17 protein-coding genes are annotated in these 16,880 nt (G+C 67.6%); 10 read left to right on the top strand and 7 right to left on the bottom strand.

Annotated elements, in window-relative coordinates; genetic code table 11:
- The first annotated feature begins 30 nt into the window (after nucleotides 1–30).
- Genes ubiA through edd form a run of 5 tightly spaced genes read left to right on the top strand, consistent with a single transcriptional unit; the run spans nucleotide 31 to nucleotide 5,629 of the window.
- The gene (ubiA, locus tag WKR98_RS26520; protein ID WP_341435102.1) at nucleotides 31–915 is read left to right on the top strand and encodes a 4-hydroxybenzoate octaprenyltransferase; all 885 of its coding nucleotides are present in this window, start codon (nucleotides 31–33) and stop codon (nucleotides 913–915) included.
- 58 nt (nucleotides 916–973) lie between these two features.
- Entirely contained in the window at nucleotides 974–1,672 is a 699-nt protein-coding gene (locus WKR98_RS26515) for a YggS family pyridoxal phosphate-dependent enzyme (RefSeq protein ID WP_341435101.1), read from the top strand.
- Between the two features lie 34 nt (nucleotides 1,673–1,706).
- On the top strand, nucleotides 1,707–2,537 hold the full coding sequence (gene proC, locus WKR98_RS26510) for a pyrroline-5-carboxylate reductase (RefSeq protein ID WP_124688626.1): 831 nt from the start codon (nucleotides 1,707–1,709) through the stop codon (nucleotides 2,535–2,537).
- Nucleotides 2,521–3,750, top strand: coding sequence for an MFS transporter (locus tag WKR98_RS26505; protein WP_124688627.1), 1,230 nt, complete (start codon nucleotides 2,521–2,523; stop codon nucleotides 3,748–3,750). The genes proC and WKR98_RS26505 overlap by 17 nt, the downstream gene beginning before the upstream one ends.
- Before the next feature lie 58 nt (nucleotides 3,751–3,808).
- Entirely contained in the window at nucleotides 3,809–5,629 is a 1,821-nt protein-coding gene (edd, locus tag WKR98_RS26500) for a phosphogluconate dehydratase (protein ID WP_341435100.1), read from the top strand.
- Nucleotides 5,630–5,650: 21 nt separating this feature from the next.
- Here edd and WKR98_RS26495 read toward each other — a convergent pair whose 3' ends face one another.
- Together WKR98_RS26495 and WKR98_RS26490 are read right to left on the bottom strand one after the other, a co-directional pair.
- A complete protein-coding gene (locus WKR98_RS26495) occupies nucleotides 5,651–6,940 on the bottom strand; it encodes an NCS2 family permease (protein ID WP_124688629.1) in 1,290 nt (429 codons plus the stop codon).
- Between the two features lie 241 nt (nucleotides 6,941–7,181).
- Nucleotides 7,182–7,520 (bottom strand): BON domain-containing protein, encoded by a 339-nt coding sequence (locus tag WKR98_RS26490; protein WP_341435099.1) that lies wholly within the window; start codon nucleotides 7,518–7,520, stop codon nucleotides 7,182–7,184.
- A gap of 245 nt (nucleotides 7,521–7,765) precedes the next feature.
- Here WKR98_RS26490 and WKR98_RS26485 point away from each other — a divergent pair, with 245 nt between their 5' ends.
- The 3 genes from WKR98_RS26485 (at nucleotide 7,766) to WKR98_RS26475 (ending at nucleotide 10,764) form a co-directional block, all read left to right on the top strand.
- A complete protein-coding gene (locus tag WKR98_RS26485) occupies nucleotides 7,766–8,623 on the top strand; it encodes a 23S rRNA (adenine(2030)-N(6))-methyltransferase RlmJ (RefSeq protein ID WP_341435098.1) in 858 nt (285 codons plus the stop codon).
- Nucleotides 8,624–8,784: 161 nt separating this feature from the next.
- Nucleotides 8,785–9,732, top strand: coding sequence for a fumarylacetoacetate hydrolase family protein (locus tag WKR98_RS26480; RefSeq protein ID WP_341435097.1), 948 nt, complete (start codon nucleotides 8,785–8,787; stop codon nucleotides 9,730–9,732).
- 63 nt (nucleotides 9,733–9,795) lie between these two features.
- Nucleotides 9,796–10,764: a tripartite tricarboxylate transporter substrate binding protein gene (locus tag WKR98_RS26475; protein ID WP_341435096.1), complete on the top strand. Its 969-nt coding sequence runs from the start codon at nucleotides 9,796–9,798 to the stop codon at nucleotides 10,762–10,764.
- A 12-nt stretch (nucleotides 10,765–10,776) separates the two neighbouring features.
- On the opposite strand, the gene WKR98_RS26470 is transcribed toward WKR98_RS26475, so the two are convergent.
- From WKR98_RS26470 to WKR98_RS26460, 3 genes are all read right to left on the bottom strand, one after another.
- Entirely contained in the window at nucleotides 10,777–11,442 is a 666-nt protein-coding gene (locus WKR98_RS26470) for a GntR family transcriptional regulator (protein ID WP_124688633.1), read from the bottom strand.
- A 124-nt stretch (nucleotides 11,443–11,566) separates the two neighbouring features.
- Complete coding sequence (locus WKR98_RS26465) at nucleotides 11,567–12,553, bottom strand: Bug family tripartite tricarboxylate transporter substrate binding protein (RefSeq protein ID WP_341435095.1); 987 nt, start codon at nucleotides 12,551–12,553, stop codon at nucleotides 11,567–11,569.
- A gap of 85 nt (nucleotides 12,554–12,638) precedes the next feature.
- Nucleotides 12,639–13,094 carry a carboxymuconolactone decarboxylase family protein gene (locus WKR98_RS26460; RefSeq protein WP_341435094.1) on the bottom strand — a complete coding sequence of 152 codons (456 nt, stop codon included), beginning with the start codon at nucleotides 13,092–13,094 and terminating at the stop codon, nucleotides 12,639–12,641.
- A gap of 88 nt (nucleotides 13,095–13,182) precedes the next feature.
- Here WKR98_RS26460 and WKR98_RS26455 point away from each other — a divergent pair, with 88 nt between their 5' ends.
- Nucleotides 13,183–13,860 (top strand): GntR family transcriptional regulator, encoded by a 678-nt coding sequence (locus WKR98_RS26455; RefSeq protein WP_124688636.1) that lies wholly within the window; start codon nucleotides 13,183–13,185, stop codon nucleotides 13,858–13,860.
- Between the two features lie 26 nt (nucleotides 13,861–13,886).
- Nucleotides 13,887–14,441, top strand: a complete 555-nt coding sequence (locus tag WKR98_RS26450; protein WP_341435093.1) for a shikimate kinase — start codon at nucleotides 13,887–13,889, stop codon at nucleotides 14,439–14,441.
- Between the two features lie 55 nt (nucleotides 14,442–14,496).
- Here the strand turns inward: WKR98_RS26450 and ahpF are convergent, their stop codons facing one another.
- The gene (gene ahpF / locus WKR98_RS26445; protein WP_124688637.1) at nucleotides 14,497–16,086 is read right to left on the bottom strand and encodes an alkyl hydroperoxide reductase subunit F; all 1,590 of its coding nucleotides are present in this window, start codon (nucleotides 16,084–16,086) and stop codon (nucleotides 14,497–14,499) included.
- Nucleotides 16,087–16,191: 105 nt separating this feature from the next.
- Nucleotides 16,192–16,755 (bottom strand): alkyl hydroperoxide reductase subunit C, encoded by a 564-nt coding sequence (gene ahpC / locus WKR98_RS26440; protein WP_124688638.1) that lies wholly within the window; start codon nucleotides 16,753–16,755, stop codon nucleotides 16,192–16,194.
- Between the last annotated feature and the right edge of the window lie 125 nt (nucleotides 16,756–16,880).

The raw sequence follows: 16,880 nt of genomic DNA, 5'->3' as shown, positions 1-16,880 counted from the left end.
TCCTGTGAGAGGCGCTGTTACCATAACGGCATGGACCCTACGCTTCCCGTCTCTCTTTCCCACCGCCTGGGCCTGTACATGCGCCTCGTGCGCCTGGACAAGCCGATCGGCATCCTGCTGCTGGTCTGGCCCACGCTGTGGGCCCTGTGGGCCGCCAGCAACGGAGAGCCGTCGCTGTACCTGGTGTTCGCGTTCGTGATGGGTACGGCGCTGATGCGTTCGGCCGGCTGCGGCATCAACGATTATTTCGATCGCGACGTCGATCTGCACGTCGAGCGCACGCGCGACCGGGTGTTGACGTCCGGCCTGATCTCGGGCCGCGAGGCGCTGGGCGTGACGCTGGTGCTGACGCTGCTGGCGCTGCTCCTGATCCTGCCCATGAACCGCCTGGTCTGGGCCCTGTCCGTGGTGGCCGTGTTCCTGTCCGTCACCTATCCCAAGTTCAAGCGCTTCTTCGCCATTCCCCAGGCCTACCTGGGCATCGCCTTCGGCTTCGGCATCCCCATGGCCTACGCGGCCGTGCTCGAGACCGTGCCGCTGGAAGGCTGGATCATGCTGGCCGCCAACATCTTCTGGGCGATCGCCTACGACACCGAGTACGCCATGGTGGACCGGCCCGACGACCTCAAGCTGGGCCTGCGCACCTCCGCCGTCACCTTCGGCAAGTGGGACGTGGCCGCCGTGGGCGCGTGCTATGCGGTGACCCTGGCGCTGCTGGGCGTGGTCGGTGCCATGCTGGACTACGGGTGGGCTTATGCCGCGGGCCTGGCGGGCGCCGCCGCCATCGCCGTGCGCCACCTGTGGTGGATCCGCCATCGCGACCGCGCGGCGTGTTTCCGCGCCTTCCTGCACAACACCTGGTTCGGCTTCTCGGTGTTCGCCGGCCTCTTCGTGCAGACCACGCTGCTGGGCTAGCGCGGGCGGTTCGGCAGGGTGGGCCGGCCTATATAATCGTCGCTTTTCCCCCGAAGCCATGTCGTCCATCGCCGACAACCTACGCGCCGTCCGCCAGCGTATCGACCATGCCGCCCGGGCCTGCGGCCGCGCGCCGGGCGAGGTGGCGCTGCTGGCGGTGTCCAAGACCTTTCCCGCCCAGGCGGTGCGCGAGGCCCACGGGGCCGGGCAGCGGGCCTTCGGCGAAAGCTACGTCCAGGAGGCCGTCGACAAGCTGGCCGCGCTGGAAGACCTGCGGGCCGGCACCGAATGGCATTTCATCGGACCCCTGCAAAGCAACAAGGCGCGCCAGGTCGCCGCCCATTTCGACTGGGTCCACAGCGTCGACCGCCTGAAGATCGCCCAGCGCCTGTCCGATCTGCGGCCGCCCGGCATGGCCGACCTCCAACTGTGCATCCAGGTCAACATCGACGACCAGCCGACCAAGAGCGGCGTGGCGCCCGCCGAGGCGCTCGGGCTGGCGCGGGAAATCGCCGCGCTGCCGCGCGTTCGGCTGCGCGGGCTGATGTGCATTCCCGCTCCCCAGCACGATCCCGGCCGCCAGCAGGCCGTCTTCGCCAGCCTGGCGGCGCTCATGCGCGACCTGAACAGGGAAGGCTTCGGACTGGATACCCTGTCCATGGGCATGTCGGACGACCTGGAGGCCGCGGTGGCGGCCGGAGCGTCCATCGTCCGGGTGGGCACCGCCATCTTCGGCGCCCGGGATTATTCGTCCTGACCGCGCGGCCGCAACGCTATCCAAGGAAATCTCAATGACCCAATCGCTTTCCATCGCATTCATCGGCGGCGGCAACATGGCCGCCGCGCTGATCTCCGGCCTGGCCGGCAAGTTCTGCCCCATGGGGAACATCCACGTCGTGGATCCACACGAGTCCACCCGGCAGGCCTGGGCGGCGCGCGGGGCCACGGTCGCGGCGGCGCCGGACGAGGCCCTGTCCCGCTGCGCCATCTGGGTCTACGCGGTCAAGCCGCAGGTCATGAAAGAGGTCGCGACGGCCAGCCAGCCCTGGCTCAAGGACAGCCTGGTGATCAGCATCGCCGCCGGCATCCGGGCCGCCGACCTGGCGCGCTGGCTGGGGTCCGAGGCACGGCCTTGGCCGCGCGTGGTGCGCTGCATGCCCAACACGCCGGCGCTGATCGGGCAGGGCGCAACCGGACTGGCCGCGCTCGACGGCGTGGGCGAGGCCGACCGGGCGCAGGCCCAGGCCGTGCTCGAAGCCGTCGGCAGCACCGTCTGGGTCGCGCGCGAGGCCGACCTGGACGGCGTGACCGCGCTGTCCGGCAGCGGGCCGGCCTATGTGTTCCTGTTCATCGAGGCCCTGATCGAAGGCGGCAAGGCCGTGGGGCTGGACGACGAGCAGTCGCGCGCGCTGGCGCTGGCCACGCTGTCGGGTGCCGCCAGCCTGGCCGCGGCATCTTCCGAGCCGCCATCGGTGCTGCGCGAGCGCGTGACCTCGAAGGGGGGCACCACCGCCGCGGCGCTGGACGTGCTGGCGCAGGCGAATTTCCGCCAGGCCGTGGTCCGGGCCATGCAGGCCGCCGCCCATCGCGCGCAAGAGATGGGTGATGAGTTCGGCAGATAATCCCGCCGGCATCCAGTCGGTCGCGCGCCACCCGCCCTTCGTCCTGTTCTGGTTCAGCCGGGTCATGTCGACCCTGTCGTTCCAGATGCTGTCGGTGGCCGTGGGCTGGCAGGTCTACGAGATCACCGGCAGCGCTTTCGACCTGGGGCTGGTCGGGCTGGCGCAGTTCCTGCCCATGGTGCTGCTGACCTTCGTCGTGGGGCAGGTGGCGGACCGCTACGACCGGCGGGCCATCGCCAGCGTCTGCATGGTGGTGGAGTCGGTCGCGGCGGGCCTCCTGGCCTTCGGTACCTGGGAGGGCTGGCTCACGCGCGACGCCATCCTGGGGCTGGTGGCGCTGGGCGGCGCCGCGCGCGCCTTCGAGTCGCCCACGATGGCGGCCCTGGTGCAGGGCGTGGTGCCGCGCAGCCTCATTCCCCAGGCGGCGGCCTGGTCCACCTCCGCCACCCAGACCGCGCAGATCCTCGGGCCCGCGATGGGCGGGCTGCTGTACGGTTTCGGGTCCATGGTAGCCTACGTGGTGGCCTGCGTGTTCTTCTTCGTCGGCGGCGGGCTGGTGGCGCTGATACGGGCGGAACGCACCGCGTCCACCCGCGAGCCGGTCACGCTCAAATCCGTGTTCTCGGGCATCGCTTTCATCCGCAGCCGCCCGGTCATCCTGGGAACGCTGTCGCTGGATCTGTTCGCGGTCCTGCTGGGCGGCGCCACCGCGCTGCTGCCCATCTACGCGCGCGACATCCTGCACACCGGGCCATGGGGGCTGGGGCTGCTGCGCACGGCGCCCGCCGTGGGCGCGCTGGCCATGTCGGTCTTCCTGGCCCATCACCCCATCCATCGCCACGTCGGCCGCATCCTGTTCTCGTCGCTGGTGGTCTTCGGGCTGGCCACGGTCGTGTTCGGCCTGTCCACGCATCTGGCTGTCTCCATGGCGGCGCTGTTCGTGCTGGGGGCGTCCGACGTGGTCAGCGTGGTGATCCGCTTTACGCTGGTCCAGTTGCAGACGCCGCCGGAGATGCTGGGCCGCGTCAGCGCGGTGAACTCCCTGTTCGTCGGCACCTCCAATCAACTGGGCGAGTTCGAGTCGGGCGTGACGGCCGCGCTGTTCGGCGTCGTGCCGGCGGTGCTGATCGGCGGCGCGGGCACGGTCGCGGTGGCCCTGCTGTGGATGGTATTGTTTCCCCAGTTGCGCCGCTTGAAGTCGCTGGAAGGCTAGCGGGCCCGATACTTGCGGGCGCGCCCGCCGCGCGCAAGTATCCCGGAGGTCGACCGCCATGTCCTTGCATCCCGTCTTACAGGAAGTCACCGACCGCATCATCGCGCGCGGCGGAGACCGCCGCGCGCAGTGGCTGGAGGAAACCCGCGCGCGGGCCGGCACGAAGGTCGAGCGCAGCCAGCTGTCGTGTACCAACCTGGCGCACGGTTTCGCGGCCATGCCCGATCGCGCGAAGCTCATGCTCAAGGTGCAGGAGCAGCCCAACGTGGCCATCGTGTCGGCCTACAACGACATGTTGTCGGCCCACCAGCCCCTGGCCGAATTTCCCGCCTGGATCAAGGAAACCGCGCTGGCGGCCGGCGCCACGGCGCAGTTCGCCGGCGGCGTGCCGGCCATGTGCGACGGCGTCACCCAGGGCCAGGCGGGCATGGAGCTGTCGCTGTTCTCGCGCGACGTCATCGCCATGGCCACGGCCGTGGCCCTGTCGCACCAGATGTTCGACGCGGGGGTGTACCTGGGCGTGTGCGACAAGATCGTCCCGGGCCTGGTCATCGGCGCGCTGTCCTTCGGCCACCTGCCGGCCGTGTTCATCCCGGCCGGGCCCATGACCACTGGCGTGGGCAACGACGAGAAGGCCAGGATCCGCCAGTTGTATGCCGAAGGCAAGGTCGGCCGCGCGCAATTGCTGGAGGCCGAGAGCCTGGCCTACCATGGGCCGGGCACCTGTACCTTCTACGGCACCGCCAATTCGAACCAGATGCTGATGGAGTTCATGGGCCTGCACCTGCCCGGAACCTCCTTCGTCAATCCCCACACTCCGATGCGCGAGGCCCTGACCCGCGAGGCGGCCAGGCATGCCGTGTCGCTGTGGCACGGCGGCGGGCGGTACACGCCGCTGTGCGACGTCCTGGACGAGAAGGCCTTCGTCAACGGTATCGTCGGGCTGATGGCCACCGGCGGTTCGACCAACCACACCCTGCACCTGGTGGCGATGGCGCGGGCCGCCGGCATCGTGCTGAACTGGGACGACTTCCATGCCTTGTCCGAGGTGGTGCCGCTGCTGGCGCGCGTCTACCCGAACGGCAAGGCCGACGTGAACGGATTCCATGCCGCGGGCGGCCTGCAATTCGTCATTCGCCAACTGCGGATGGGAGGGCTGCTGCACGAGGACGTCACCACCATCATGGGCAAGGGGCTAGAGGCCTATTGCCGCGAGCCCTATCTGCAGGACGGCCGGCTGGCCTGGCGGGACGGCGCCGAGGTTCCGGGCGACGAGACCATCGTGCGTCCGCTGGACCGTCCGTTCTCGCCCAACGGCGGGCTGCGCGTGCTGGAAGGCAACCTGGGCCGTTCCATCATCAAGATCTCGGCGGTGGCGCCCGAGCACCAGGTGGTGGAAGCGCCCGCCATCGTGTTCGAGGACCAGGACGAGGTGCTGGCCGCTTTCCAGCGTGGCGAGCTGGAGCGGGATTTCGTCGCGGTCGTGCGCTGGCAGGGGCCGGCCGCCAACGGCATGCCCGAACTGCACAAGCTCACGCCCACGCTGTCCGTGTTGCAGGGAAGAGGGTTCCAGGTTGCGCTGGTGACCGACGGCCGCATGTCGGGGGCTTCGGGCAAGGTGCCCGCGGCCATCCATGTCACGCCGGAAGCCTTGAAGGGCGGTGCCATCGGCAGGGTGCGGACCGGAGACCGGGTGCGGCTGGATGCGGGGCGCGGCGTGCTGGAGGTACTGGCGGACCTGGCGGCCCGCCCGGCCCAGGCCGTGCCCGACCTGCGGCCGCATCGCCGCGGCGTGGGACGCGACCTGTTCGGTCACATGCGGCGGGCGGCCAGCGCGGCCGAGGAGGGAGCCTGCACCTTGTTCGTCGACGAGGATTAGGCTCCTGCTCCCGTTCGCGGATCAGGCCGCGAAGAAGGCGAAGCGGATCAGGAACAGGATGGCGATCAGCCAGGCCGCGGGATGAATTTCACGGACGCGGCCGGTGCAAGCCTTGAGCACGACGTAGCTGATGAAGCCGAACGCGAGGCCGGTGGCGATCGAGTACGTGAAGGGCATGGCCAGCGCGGTCAGCGCGGCCGGGATGGCTTCGGTGATGTCGTCCCACTTGACGTCGATCAGTTCGCGCATCATCAGGCCGGCCACGTACAGCAGCGCGGGCGCGGTGGCGTAGGCGGGCACCGAGCCGGCCAGCGGCGAGATGAACAGCGCGGCCAGGAACAGCGCGCCGACCACCAGGGCCGTCAGGCCGGTACGGCCGCCGGCCTGGACGCCCGAGGCGCTTTCGACGTAGGCCGTGGTGCTGCTGGTGCCCAGCAGCGAGCCCGCGGTGATGGCGGTGCTGTCGGCCAGCAGGGCGCGGCCGATGCGGTTCTTGCCCTCGGCCAGCAGGCCGGCGCGCTTGGCCACGCCCATCAGCGTGCCGGTGGCGTCGAACACCTCGACCAGCACGAACACCAGCACCACGTGCACGAAGCCCATGTGCAGCGCGCCCAGGATGTCCAGTTGCAGGAAGGTGGGCGCCAGGCTGGGGGGCGTCGAGAACACGCCGTGGAATTCGTTGATGCCCAGCACCATGCTGAGCACGGTGATGATCAGGATGCCCAGCAGGATGGCGCCGCGGACCTTCAGCGCGTCCAGCACGGCGATGATGAAGAAGCCGAGTATCGCCAGGAGCGGGGCGGGCTTGTGCAGGTCGCCCATGGTGATCAGCGTGGCCGGACTGGCGACCACGATGCCCGAGCTGCTGAGCGCGATGATGGCCAGGAACAGGCCGATACCGGCCGCGATGGCGCTGCGCAGGGAAGGCGCGATGCCCGCGATCAGCCAGCTTCGCACGCCCGTGACGGTCAGCACGATGAAGATGACGCCCGAGATGAAGACCGCCCCCAGCGCCTGCTGCCAGGTAAAGCCCAGCGTGGCCACGACGGTGAATGCGAAGAATGCGTTCAGCCCCATGCCGGGCGCCATGCCGATGGGGTAGTTGGCGACGAAGGCCATCATCAGCGAGCCGATCGCCGCCGCGATGCAGGTGGCGGCGAAGACGGCGCCCTTGTCCATGCCGGTGGTGGACAGGATCTGCGGGTTGACGAAGATGATGTAGGACATGGTCAGGAACGTGGTGATTCCCGCCAGCAGCTCGGTGCGAGCATTGGTGCCGTGTTCGTGGAGTTTGAATAGGCGCTCTAGCATGGTGGCTTCCAGGTGCGTGGACGATAGTGGGAAGCCATGCGCAGCGCCCGTTGCGGCGCGCGCCGCCGCTGCGGCTTGGCGCGTGCCGATCCGGCCCCGTCTACGGCCTGTCCCCCCAGGCGCATATTAGGGGCGGTTCATCAAAATGAAAAGCCAGGTATGGCAGGACTTCAGGCGGGCTGTTCGGGGCTTTCCGCCTGGAGCCGGGCGGCGGTCGACGGCGCCGCCCGTGGCGCACCGATCAGCGGTCGCCCGTCTTCTTGAGCTGGATGTCGTTCCTGACGTCCTGGACGCCGTCGATGCCGCGCGCCACCCGCACGGCCGAATCGATCTGCGCGGAGTCGTCCGCCGAGCCGGACAACTGCACGACGCCCTTGACCGTCTTGACCTTGATGCTGAGCGACTGCGTCGCCTGTTCCTTCAGCAGCGCGGCCTTGACCTTGGTGGTGATTACCGTGTCGCCGGCGAAGCTGCTGGCCGACTCCTTGGTGCTCTGGCCGTCGCCCTGAGCCATGGCCAGGGGCGTGGCGGCTGAGAAGGCTGCAATCATGGCGGCGATCATCAGGTTGCGTGTCCTCATCGATCTCTCCTTGAAAGCGGCCGTTCCAGCGGGGTGGAGGTGGCCGATGCTTTCAACATACGAGGGCGGCCGATCGGGTGTCAAAGCAGGCTGTGTGCATTTGTAAGGCGTGATGCCGGCGCAGGCCGGTTTCACGCGGATTCCGGTGCAAGCCGTCACGATTGCAAGGGATGCGTGGCACATGTAACGCGGCGTGGGCGTCCTTCACGCCTGGCGCCTACAATGGGCGCTCTTCTGGAAAGTCCATGTTCAGCTATCGCCATGCCTTCCACGCCGGCAACCATGCCGACGTGCTCAAACACCTCGTCCTCGTGCAGTTGCTGCGCTATTTCGCCCAGAAAGACGCGCCGTACTGGTACATCGACACCCACGCGGGCGCCGGGATCTACGCGCTGGAAGGCGACTGGGCGGGCAAGAACGCCGAGTTCGAGACCGGCATCGCGCGCCTGTGGACGCGCGACGACCTGCCCGGCATCGTGGCCGAATACGTGGACGAGATCGCCGCCTTCAACGAGGACGATCTGCTGCGCCACTATCCCGGGTCGCCCTTCATCGCGGCGCAGGCGCTGCGCGAACGGGACCGCCTGCGGCTGTTCGAGCTGCACCCCACCGAGATCGACGTCCTGCGGCGCAACTGCCGCCACCTGGGCCGGGAGATCGAGCGCCACACCATGATCTATGCCGCCGACGGCTTCGACGGCGTGAAGGCCCTGCTGCCGCCCCCGACGCGGCGCGGCATCGTGCTGATCGACCCGTCGTACGAGGACAAGCGCGACTACGCCCGTGTCCTTCACTGCCTGGAAGAGGGCTTGAAGCGTTTCGCTACCGGCTGCTTCGCGGTCTGGTATCCGCAGGTGCAGCGGCTGGAATCGCAGCAACTGGCGGGGCGGCTGGCGCGCGTGCCCGGGCGCGCCTGGCTGCACGTCAGCCTGACCGTGCGCAAGCCGTCGAGCGACGGCCTGGGCCTGTACGGCAGCGGCATGTTCATCGTCAATCCGCCGTGGGTGCTGGAGTCGGCCCTGAAGGAAATCATGCCCTGGCTGACCGAGGTCCTGGCCCAGGACGCCGGCGCCACGTTCACGCTGGAAAGCCGCGAAGGCTAGGCCGCTACGCCCCCCTAAACACGCCGGGTTCCCTCCCGCCACGCCGAGTCCTCTCCAGGAGGCTCGGCGTTTTTTATGGTTGAATTCAATTGAATTCAGTTGAATTTAGCTGAATTCAGGAATAGCATCGCCCACTTCGATACGCTGATTGAGGCCCCCGCATGAGACTCGCCACCTTTACCGTCCCTGCCGAATCCTCCGCCGCCCGCGTCGGGGTGCTGTGCAAGGACCGCATGCTCGACCTGGCCCGCTGCGCGGCCGCCGTGGAGCCGGGGGAAGGAGCCTTCCCGCGCTCGATGCGTACGTTGCTGGAGGAGGGGGACGCCGGCCTGGCGCGCGCCCGGCGGCTGCTGGATGCGGCCTCGGGCGACGCCGCGCTGCGCGATCGCCATGCCTACGCGCTGGAAGCGGTCCGGCTGCAGCCGCCCGTGCCCGATGCCGAGAAATTCCTGTGCGTGGGCAAGAACTACCGCACCCATCTCGAAGAACTCAAGCGCACCGATCTCATCAAGGAACTGCCCGAGGAACCGACGGGTTTCATCAAGCTCAACGCCTGCCTGGTGGGGCAGGATGCCGAGGTGGAGCGGCCGGTCGATGTGCCGCACCTGGACTACGAACCCGAACTGGTGTTCGTGATCGGCAAGCCCGCCTATCGCGCGCGCCGCGAGGACGCCTTCGACTACGTGGCCGGCATCACCATCCTGAACGACCTGACCTGCCGCGATACCCAGAAGCGCGAGGTCGCGTCGGGCTCGCGTTTCTGGACGGCCAAGAACGCACCGGGTTTCGGGCCGCTGGGCCCGTACCTCATCACGATGGACGAGGTGCGCGACGCCTACGACATCTGGGTGACCTGCCGCGTCAACGGCGAAGCGCGCATGCGCGTCAATACCTCCGACCAGATCTGGAAGCTGCCGGACATCATCGAGCATTTCTCCAGGCTGCTGCCGCTCAAGCCCGGCGACATGTTTTCCACCGGCGCGCCCGGCGGCGTGGCGGTGGGCAAGCCCAATGCCGAAGAGTTGTTCCTGAAGCCGGGGGACGTGGTCGAGTGCGCGTTCGAGGAACCCGCCATGGCCTTGCGCACGCGCATCGTCGCGGCGCGCTGAACCCCGCCGGGAACGATCAATAACAACGCCTGGCGACTGTTTTCATATTGGAGGAGATGGATCATGAAATGTGCAATCGATACGGCGCGCCGCACGGCCTGCGCGGCGGCGGCCTTGCTGCCGCTGGTCGCGGTGCTGCCCGCCCCGGCCCAGGCGCAGGCCTTTCCGTCGCGGCCGGTGACCATCGTGGTGCCGTTCCCGCCCGGCGGCGGCGCCGATACCCTGGCACGCATACTGGGCGCCCACTTGACCAAGGTCTGGAAGACCCAGGTGATCGTGGACAACCGGCCGGGTGCCAGCGGACACATCGGGGCCAACTTCGTGGCGCGGGCGCCGGCCGACGGCTACACGCTGATGATGAGTTCGACCGCCTCGCTCGACAAGAAGAACGTCGGGCAGTTCGCGCCCATCTCGCTGGTGTCGGCCTCCGCCTACGTGGTGGTGGTCAACCCCCGGCTGGGCATCAACAGCATCAAGGAGCTGGTGGCCAGGGCCAAGGCCGAACCCGGCAAGCTGACCTTCGGTTCGTCGGGCATAGGCGCGGCCTCGCATCTGTCCGTGGAACTGTTCAAGGAAGTGGCGGGCATCGAGATGATGCACGTGCCCTACAAGGGGACGGGCCAGGCCGTGACCGACCTCCTGGGCGGGACGCTGAGCCTGATGTTCGCGCCGGCGCAGACGGTGATGGGCTATGTCGACACGGGCCGCCTGAAAGCGCTTGCCGTGACGAGCGCTGAACGCTCCAAGGCCCTGCCCAATCTGCCCACGGTGGCCGAGGCGGGGGTGCCGGGTTACGCGGCGGTGGGCTGGTTCGGCCTGCTGGCCCCGGTGGGCACGCCCGCCGCGGTGGTCGACAAGCTGAACAAGGACGTGAATGCCGCGCTGCGCGAGCCCGAGATCGTCAAGCAGATGATGGAGCATGGCGCCGAGCCCTCGCTGACGACGCCGGCCGAGTTCGGGACTTTCATTCGCGCCGAGCTGGAGCAATGGACCCGCTTGATCGACAAGCTGGGTATCGTCGTGGGCGGCTGAACGCCGGCGGCCCTAGTCGGACTGCCGGTTGAGCAGGTAGCTGACGCGGGCACGCTGCCCGCCGGTCAGGTGCCGGACCATGGCCGCGCGGGCGCCGTCGGCGTCATGCGCGGCAATGCACTCGACCAGCTCGGCATGTTCGGCATAGGCGTCCTGCAGGCGCTTGGGGTTAGTGGCCGTGGCCGGTCCCAGCAGGATCATGGGCGTCTGCAGGGCGCGCAGCGTGCTGATCACGTAGCGGTTGTGCGCGGTGCGGTACAGGGCGTTGTGGAAGCGCCGATTGTGGCGCTCGCGCTCGATGGGCTCGTTCAGGACCGAGCGTTCGAACTCGAGCATCTCGCGCAGGACGTCGATCTCGGCATCGGTCGCATTCTTGGCCGCCATGCCGACCGCCGCCGGTTCGATCACGAAGCGCAGCGCATAGAGCTCGTTCACCATCTGATGGTCGAGTTCGGCGATCACGCGGCCCAGATAGGGCTGGTGCACGATCAGGCCGTCGGTCTCGAGCCAGGCGATGGCTTCGCGCACCGGCGTGCGGCTGATGGCGAGCCGGTCGGCCAGGGCGTTCACGCTGACGCGGTCGCCCGGCTTGAGAACGCCGGTCTCGATGGCTTCCTGCAATTGCCGATAGGCGGCCTGGCCTAGCGATTCAGGCTTTTTTTCTGGAATGTGTGGCATGGATTTCACCGCTCGACGAGAAGGTACGGGCAGGGCGGTCGTAATGGTGCCACGTTTCGTGCTTGCGGTGGTTCGAGGGGACGCGCGCAGGCCCCGCCTGGACGGGGCCTGCGCGCGCGGGGCGTCAATCCGCGCGGATGTTGTTGCTCCGGATGATGTTTCCCCACAGCGCGATCTCGCTCGCCACGTAGGTGGTGAAATCGCGGCTGCCGCGGAACGCCACCTGGACGCCGGTCTTGCGCATGACCTCGGCCACCGTCGGATCTTCCAGCGCGCGGCGATTGGCATCTTCGAGCTTCTGCACGACGGCCGCCGGCGTACCCGCCGGCGCGAACACGCCGGCCCAGGTGGCCGACACCACCGAGGGATAGCCTTTCTCGGCGAAGGTCGGCACGTCGGGCAGGGCGAAGTGGCGCGCGGGCGCCGCGACCGCCAGCGCGCGCGTCTTGCCCGCGCGCAGGTTGGGCAGCGAGACCGCCACCGTGTCGAACATCATGGTGATGTTGCCGGCCAGGAGATCGAGCGAGGCCGGGGCGCCGCCCCGGTAGGGCACGTGCACCAGATCGACTTTCGCGGCCTGCTTGAACAGTTCCCCCGCCAGGTGCAGCGAGGTGCCGTTGCCGGCGGAGCCGTAGGTCAGCTTGCCGGGCTCGCGCTTGGCCTGCGCGACCAGGTCCTCGACCGACCGGATGCTGGACGTGGCGTTGACCGCCAGCACGTTCGGCACCGAACCCCAATGGGCCACGGGCACGAAGTCCTTGACCGCGTCATAGGGCATCTTGGCGTACAGCGAGGGATTGACGCCGTGCGTGGCCGAGGTGCCGACCAGCAGGACATAGCCGGTGGGGGCCGCGCGGGCCACCTGCTCGGCGCCGATGTTGCCGCCGGCGCCGGGTTTGTTCTCGATCACGACGGGCTGGCCGAGTTCGCGGCTGAGCGCCGAACCCACTGCGCGGGCCATCTGGTCGATGGCGCCGCCGGGTGCGAACGGGACGATGAGCTGGACCGGCCGGGTGGGGTAGTCCTGCGCGGCGGCGGCCAGCGGCCAGCCGAAGGCGGCGGCCAGCGCGAGCACGCCGGCCCGCCGGGTGGGGCGGAAGAAGGAAGTCATGTTGTCTCCTGGTTATTGTCTGTGGTGATGCCACGCGGCGATTGTGTGGATGAAAAGGCCGGGTCGCCGAGGCCGGCCGGCTGTATCAGCCCTGGGATTCCTTCTTGTTCTTGGTTTCGTGGTCGGCGATGTTGGCCAGCAGCTCGGCGCCGCGGTTGGCGGCCGAGAGCCCCCGGAACAGGAAGCACAGGCTGACGACCGCCTGCATTTCCTCCCAGGTCGCGCCGGCGCGGCGCGCGGCGATGCCATGCAGGACGGCGGCGTCGCTCAGGTCCATCAGCAGCATGCCGAACAGCATCAGCTGCGCGGTTTTCACGTCGAAGCACTTCGGGTACATCGCGTGCTCGCGCATCTTCTCCTGCAGGTCCACCAGCTTGGGATCGAGCGCGCCGGTCACGGCCAGGCGGGCCTCGATGCGGGGCGGAACGAAGCCGATCAGTTCCTGGTAGATGGCGGCGCGCTCGTCCAGGCTCTGTTCGGTGTCGGCGTAGGGGCCGATGCGGGCGTCGACGGCGGCACGGTCGATACGTTTGGGCAGCATGGGAAAATCCTCCTGGTTGTCGATTTTCGTTTATATTTATTTAAATCGATTTTACAGTCAATATCGATTTTATGGCTGACACCGGTCCATGAGCACATCCCTGACCTCCCAATTGACCCAGTCGCTGCGCGACGAACTGCTGAACGGCACCTTCCGCCCGGGCCAGCAATTGCGGCTGAACCAGCTCAGCCAGCAGTTCCATGTCAGCCTGAGTCCGCTGCGCGAGGCCTTGTCGAGGCTGGCCGCCGAGGGGCTGGTGATCGCGCAGGACCAGCGCGGCTACCAGGCCGCGCCGGTGTCCGTGCGCAACCACCAGGAAATCACCGAGCTGCGCACCATGCTGGAGCCGCACGCGCTGCGGATTTCCATGCAGCAGGGCGGCGAAGACTGGGAGGTCGCGGTGCTGGCGGCGCACCACCGCCTGCAGCAGGTCGAGAAGCGGGCCGCTTCCGATCCCGAGGCGCTTGCCGAATGGGAGATCCGCCACCGCGAGTTCCACCTGATGCTGATCGGCGGCGGCCAGATGCCCGTGCTGGCCCAGTTCTGCGAGAAGCTGCTGGCGTTCTCCGACCGCTACCGCCGCATCTTCCTGCGCGAGCGTCCGCTGGACCGCGACATTCCCGACGAACACGAGGCCATCCTGCGCGCCACCCTGGACCGCGACGAGGCGCGCGCGGGCGAACTGCTGGCCCAGCACATCGGGCGCACGGCGGCCAACATCGCCATCCTGCTCGAGCAATGGGAGTCCGGCGACGAAGCCGCCTAGGCATTCATGGGGGCGTCGATGCCATAATGCCCGGCATGGAAATGGTTTTTATCTATGGACCCGTCGCATCCGGCAAATTGACCATTGCACGGGAGCTCGGTCGCCTGACCGGTTTTTCCGTCTTCCACAATCACCTGATTGTCGATGCCGTGGCTTCCGTGTTCCCCTTCGGTACGGAACCGTTTGTCAGGCTGCGGGAACGCATGTGGCTTGAAATGATGCACGAGGCCGCTGTGGCCGCGCGCTCCCTTGTCTTCACGTTCGCGCCGGAGCCGTCGGTTGCCGCGGGCTTTCCCCGGCGGGCGCTCGACGTGGTGAAGGCCGCCGGCGGCAGGACACGGTTCGTCCGACTGAGCGTTCCCGTGGCTGAGCAGGAAAAGCGCCTGGTCGCACCCAGCCGTGCCGAGTTCGGGAAGCTTCGATCGCTCGATCTCCTGCGGGAATTGCGCGAGCAGTTTGCCGCGTCCGAGCGAGCCATGCCGGAGCCGCACGTCGCCATCGATACCTGCGCGCTGGCGCCCGCGGACGCGGCCCGCGCGATCATCAAGGCATTGGCCTTGCCCTTGGCGCCTACCAAATAAAAAAGGCCCGCGAGGCGAACCTCGCGGGCCTTGGACCGCCAACCCAGCAACGGAATCAGGCGGGCACTGCAGCCGTTTCGGGCGCGTCGGCTTCCACCGACGAGCGGATCAGGTGGTCGAAGGCGCTGAGCGCGGCCTTCGCGCCTTCACCCGCGGCGATGATGATCTGCTTGTACGGCACGGTCGTCACGTCGCCCGCGGCGAACACGCCGGGCACCGAGGTCTGGCCCCTGGCATCGACCTCGATTTCCCCATGTTTGCTCAGCGCCAGGGTGCCCTTGAGCCATTCGGTATTGGGCACCAGGCCGATCTGCACGAACACGCCTTCGAGTTCGATGTGGTGCTCGTCGCCCGATTGCCGGTCCTTGTACTTCAGGCCGTTCACCTTCTTGCCGTCACCGGTGATCTCGGTGGTCTGCGCCTGGGTGATGACCGTGACGTTGGACAGGCTGTTGAGCTTGCGCTGCAGCACCGCATCGGCACGCAGTTCGGGGGCGAATTCCAGCAGGGTCACGTGTTCGACCAGGCCGGCCAGGTCGATCGCCGCTTCCACGCCCGAGTTGCCGCCGCCGATCACGGACACGCGCTTGCCCTTGAACAGCGGGCCGTCGCAGTGCGGGCAGTACGCCACGCCGTGGTTGCGGTACTCGCGCTCGCCCGGCACGTTCACCTCGCGCCAGCGGGCGCCGGTGGCCAGGATGACGGATCGGCCCTTGAGCACGCCGCCGTTGGCCAGCTTGACCTCGATCATCTTGGCGCCGGGCACCAGGGCCTCGGCGCGTTGCACGTTCATGATGTCGACGTCGTAGGCCTTGACGTGTTCTTCCAGCGCGGTGGCGAACTGGGGCCCCTCGGTCTCCTTGACGGAGATGAAGTTCTCGATCGCCAGCGTGTCCAGGACCTGGCCGCCGAAGCGCTCGGCCACGACGCCGGTGCGGATGCCCTTGCGCGCCGCGTAGACGGCCGCGGCCGCGCCCGCCGGCCCGCCGCCGACGATCAGCACGTCGTACGGTTCGCGCGCGCTCAGCTTCTCGGCGTCGCGCTGGCCCGCGCCGCTGTCGAGCTTGGCAAGGAATTCTTCCACGCTCATGCGGCCCTGGCCGAACACTTCGCCGTTCAGGTAGACCGTGGGCACGGCCATGACCTGGCGCTTCTCGACCTCGTCCTCGAACAGCGCGCCGTCGATCGTGACCTGGCGGATGCGCGGGTTCAGCAGCGACATCACGTTCAGCGCCTGGACGACCTCGGGGCAGTTCTGGCAGGACAGCGACACATAGGTCTCGAACGAGAAGTCGCCGTCCAGGTTCTTGATCTGCTCGATCACGTCGGCATCGAGCTTGATCGGGTGGCCGCCGACCTGGAGCAGGGCCAGGACCAGCGACGTGAATTCATGGCCCAGGGGAATGGCGGCAAAGCGGATGCCGATGTCCTGGCCGGGGCGGTTGATGGTGAAGGAGGGCTTGCGCTCGGCGTCGTCGCGTCGCTCGATCAGCGTGATGCGTTCCGACAGTCCGGCGATTTCCTTCAGGAGTTCAGCGAGCTCGCGAGACTTGTCGCCGTCGTCGAGGGACGCGACGATCTCGATCGGCTGCGTGATTTTTTCCAGGTAGGCCTGCAACTGGGTCTTGAGATTGGCGTCCAACATATTTCGCTCCCTTCGCTCCGTATCTTGTGTTCTCGGATGGCGCCCGGGCCGCTTGTGGCGCCCCGGGCGGTACTGCGTTTGTTTCTGCTACTGCCGTTGCGTGACTTAGATCTTGCCGACCAGGTCCAGCGAAGGAGCCAGCGTCTTCTCGCCTTCCTTCCACTTGGCGGGGCAGACTTCGCCCGGGTGGTTGGCCACGTAGATGGCGGCCTTGACCTTGCGCAGCAGTTCCTTGGCGTCGCGGCCGATGCCTTCGGCGGTCACTTCGACGGCCTGGATCACGCCTTGCGGGTCGATGATGAAGGTGCCGCGGTCGGCCAGGCCCTGGCCTTCACGCAGGACTTCGAAGTTCTGGGTGACTTCCCAGGTGGGGTCGCCGATCATCGTGTACTTGATCTTGCCGATGGCGGGCGAGGTGTCGTGCCAGGCCTTGTGCGAGAAGTGGGTGTCGGTCGAGACCGAGAACACCTCGACGCCCAGCTTCTGGAATTCGGCGTAGTTGTCGGCCAGGTCTTCCAGCTCGGTCGGGCACACGAAGGTGAAGTCGGCCGGATAGAACACCACCACGGCCCACTTGCCCTTCAGGGTCTGGTCGGTGACTTCGACGAACTTGCCTTCCTTGAAGGCGGTCGCTTTGAACGGCTTGACCTGAGTATTGACTAGAGACATTGCAGTTTCCTCTCTTGCTGGGTTGAAAAGACGTATATGAATGGTATACGTCACTGGATAATTGATCAAATTGATTGATTCAATATGGTCGATCGTAAAATGCTATCAACCATCGTAGGCGACGG

The sequence above is a fragment of the Pigmentiphaga sp. YJ18 genome, assembly GCF_038066655.1.
Lineage (GTDB): Bacteria > Pseudomonadota > Gammaproteobacteria > Burkholderiales > Burkholderiaceae_B > Pigmentiphaga.
This window is presented reverse-complemented; position numbering and strand designations above follow the sequence as displayed.

Bases quoted from the DNA above. Each gene is read 5' to 3' on its own strand.
- ubiA (WP_341435102.1), top strand. From the start codon at position 31: ATGGACCCTACGCTTCCCGTCTCTCTTTCCCACCGCCTGGGCCTGTAC.
- WKR98_RS26515 (WP_341435101.1), top strand. From the start codon at position 974: ATGTCGTCCATCGCCGACAACCTACGCGCCGTCCGCCAGCGTATCGAC.
- proC (WP_124688626.1), top strand. From the start codon at position 1,707: ATGACCCAATCGCTTTCCATCGCATTCATCGGCGGCGGCAACATGGCC.
- WKR98_RS26505 (WP_124688627.1), top strand. From the start codon at position 2,521: ATGAGTTCGGCAGATAATCCCGCCGGCATCCAGTCGGTCGCGCGCCAC.
- edd (WP_341435100.1), top strand. From the start codon at position 3,809: ATGTCCTTGCATCCCGTCTTACAGGAAGTCACCGACCGCATCATCGCG.
- WKR98_RS26495 (WP_124688629.1), bottom strand. From the start codon at position 6,940: ATGCTAGAGCGCCTATTCAAACTCCACGAACACGGCACCAATGCTCGC.
- WKR98_RS26490 (WP_341435099.1), bottom strand. From the start codon at position 7,520: ATGAGGACACGCAACCTGATGATCGCCGCCATGATTGCAGCCTTCTCA.
- WKR98_RS26485 (WP_341435098.1), top strand. From the start codon at position 7,766: ATGTTCAGCTATCGCCATGCCTTCCACGCCGGCAACCATGCCGACGTG.
- WKR98_RS26480 (WP_341435097.1), top strand. From the start codon at position 8,785: ATGAGACTCGCCACCTTTACCGTCCCTGCCGAATCCTCCGCCGCCCGC.
- WKR98_RS26475 (WP_341435096.1), top strand. From the start codon at position 9,796: ATGAAATGTGCAATCGATACGGCGCGCCGCACGGCCTGCGCGGCGGCG.
- WKR98_RS26470 (WP_124688633.1), bottom strand. From the start codon at position 11,442: ATGCCACACATTCCAGAAAAAAAGCCTGAATCGCTAGGCCAGGCCGCC.
- WKR98_RS26465 (WP_341435095.1), bottom strand. From the start codon at position 12,553: ATGACTTCCTTCTTCCGCCCCACCCGGCGGGCCGGCGTGCTCGCGCTG.
- WKR98_RS26460 (WP_341435094.1), bottom strand. From the start codon at position 13,094: ATGCTGCCCAAACGTATCGACCGTGCCGCCGTCGACGCCCGCATCGGC.
- WKR98_RS26455 (WP_124688636.1), top strand. From the start codon at position 13,183: ATGAGCACATCCCTGACCTCCCAATTGACCCAGTCGCTGCGCGACGAA.
- WKR98_RS26450 (WP_341435093.1), top strand. From the start codon at position 13,887: ATGCCCGGCATGGAAATGGTTTTTATCTATGGACCCGTCGCATCCGGC.
- ahpF (WP_124688637.1), bottom strand. From the start codon at position 16,086: ATGTTGGACGCCAATCTCAAGACCCAGTTGCAGGCCTACCTGGAAAAA.
- ahpC (WP_124688638.1), bottom strand. From the start codon at position 16,755: ATGTCTCTAGTCAATACTCAGGTCAAGCCGTTCAAAGCGACCGCCTTC.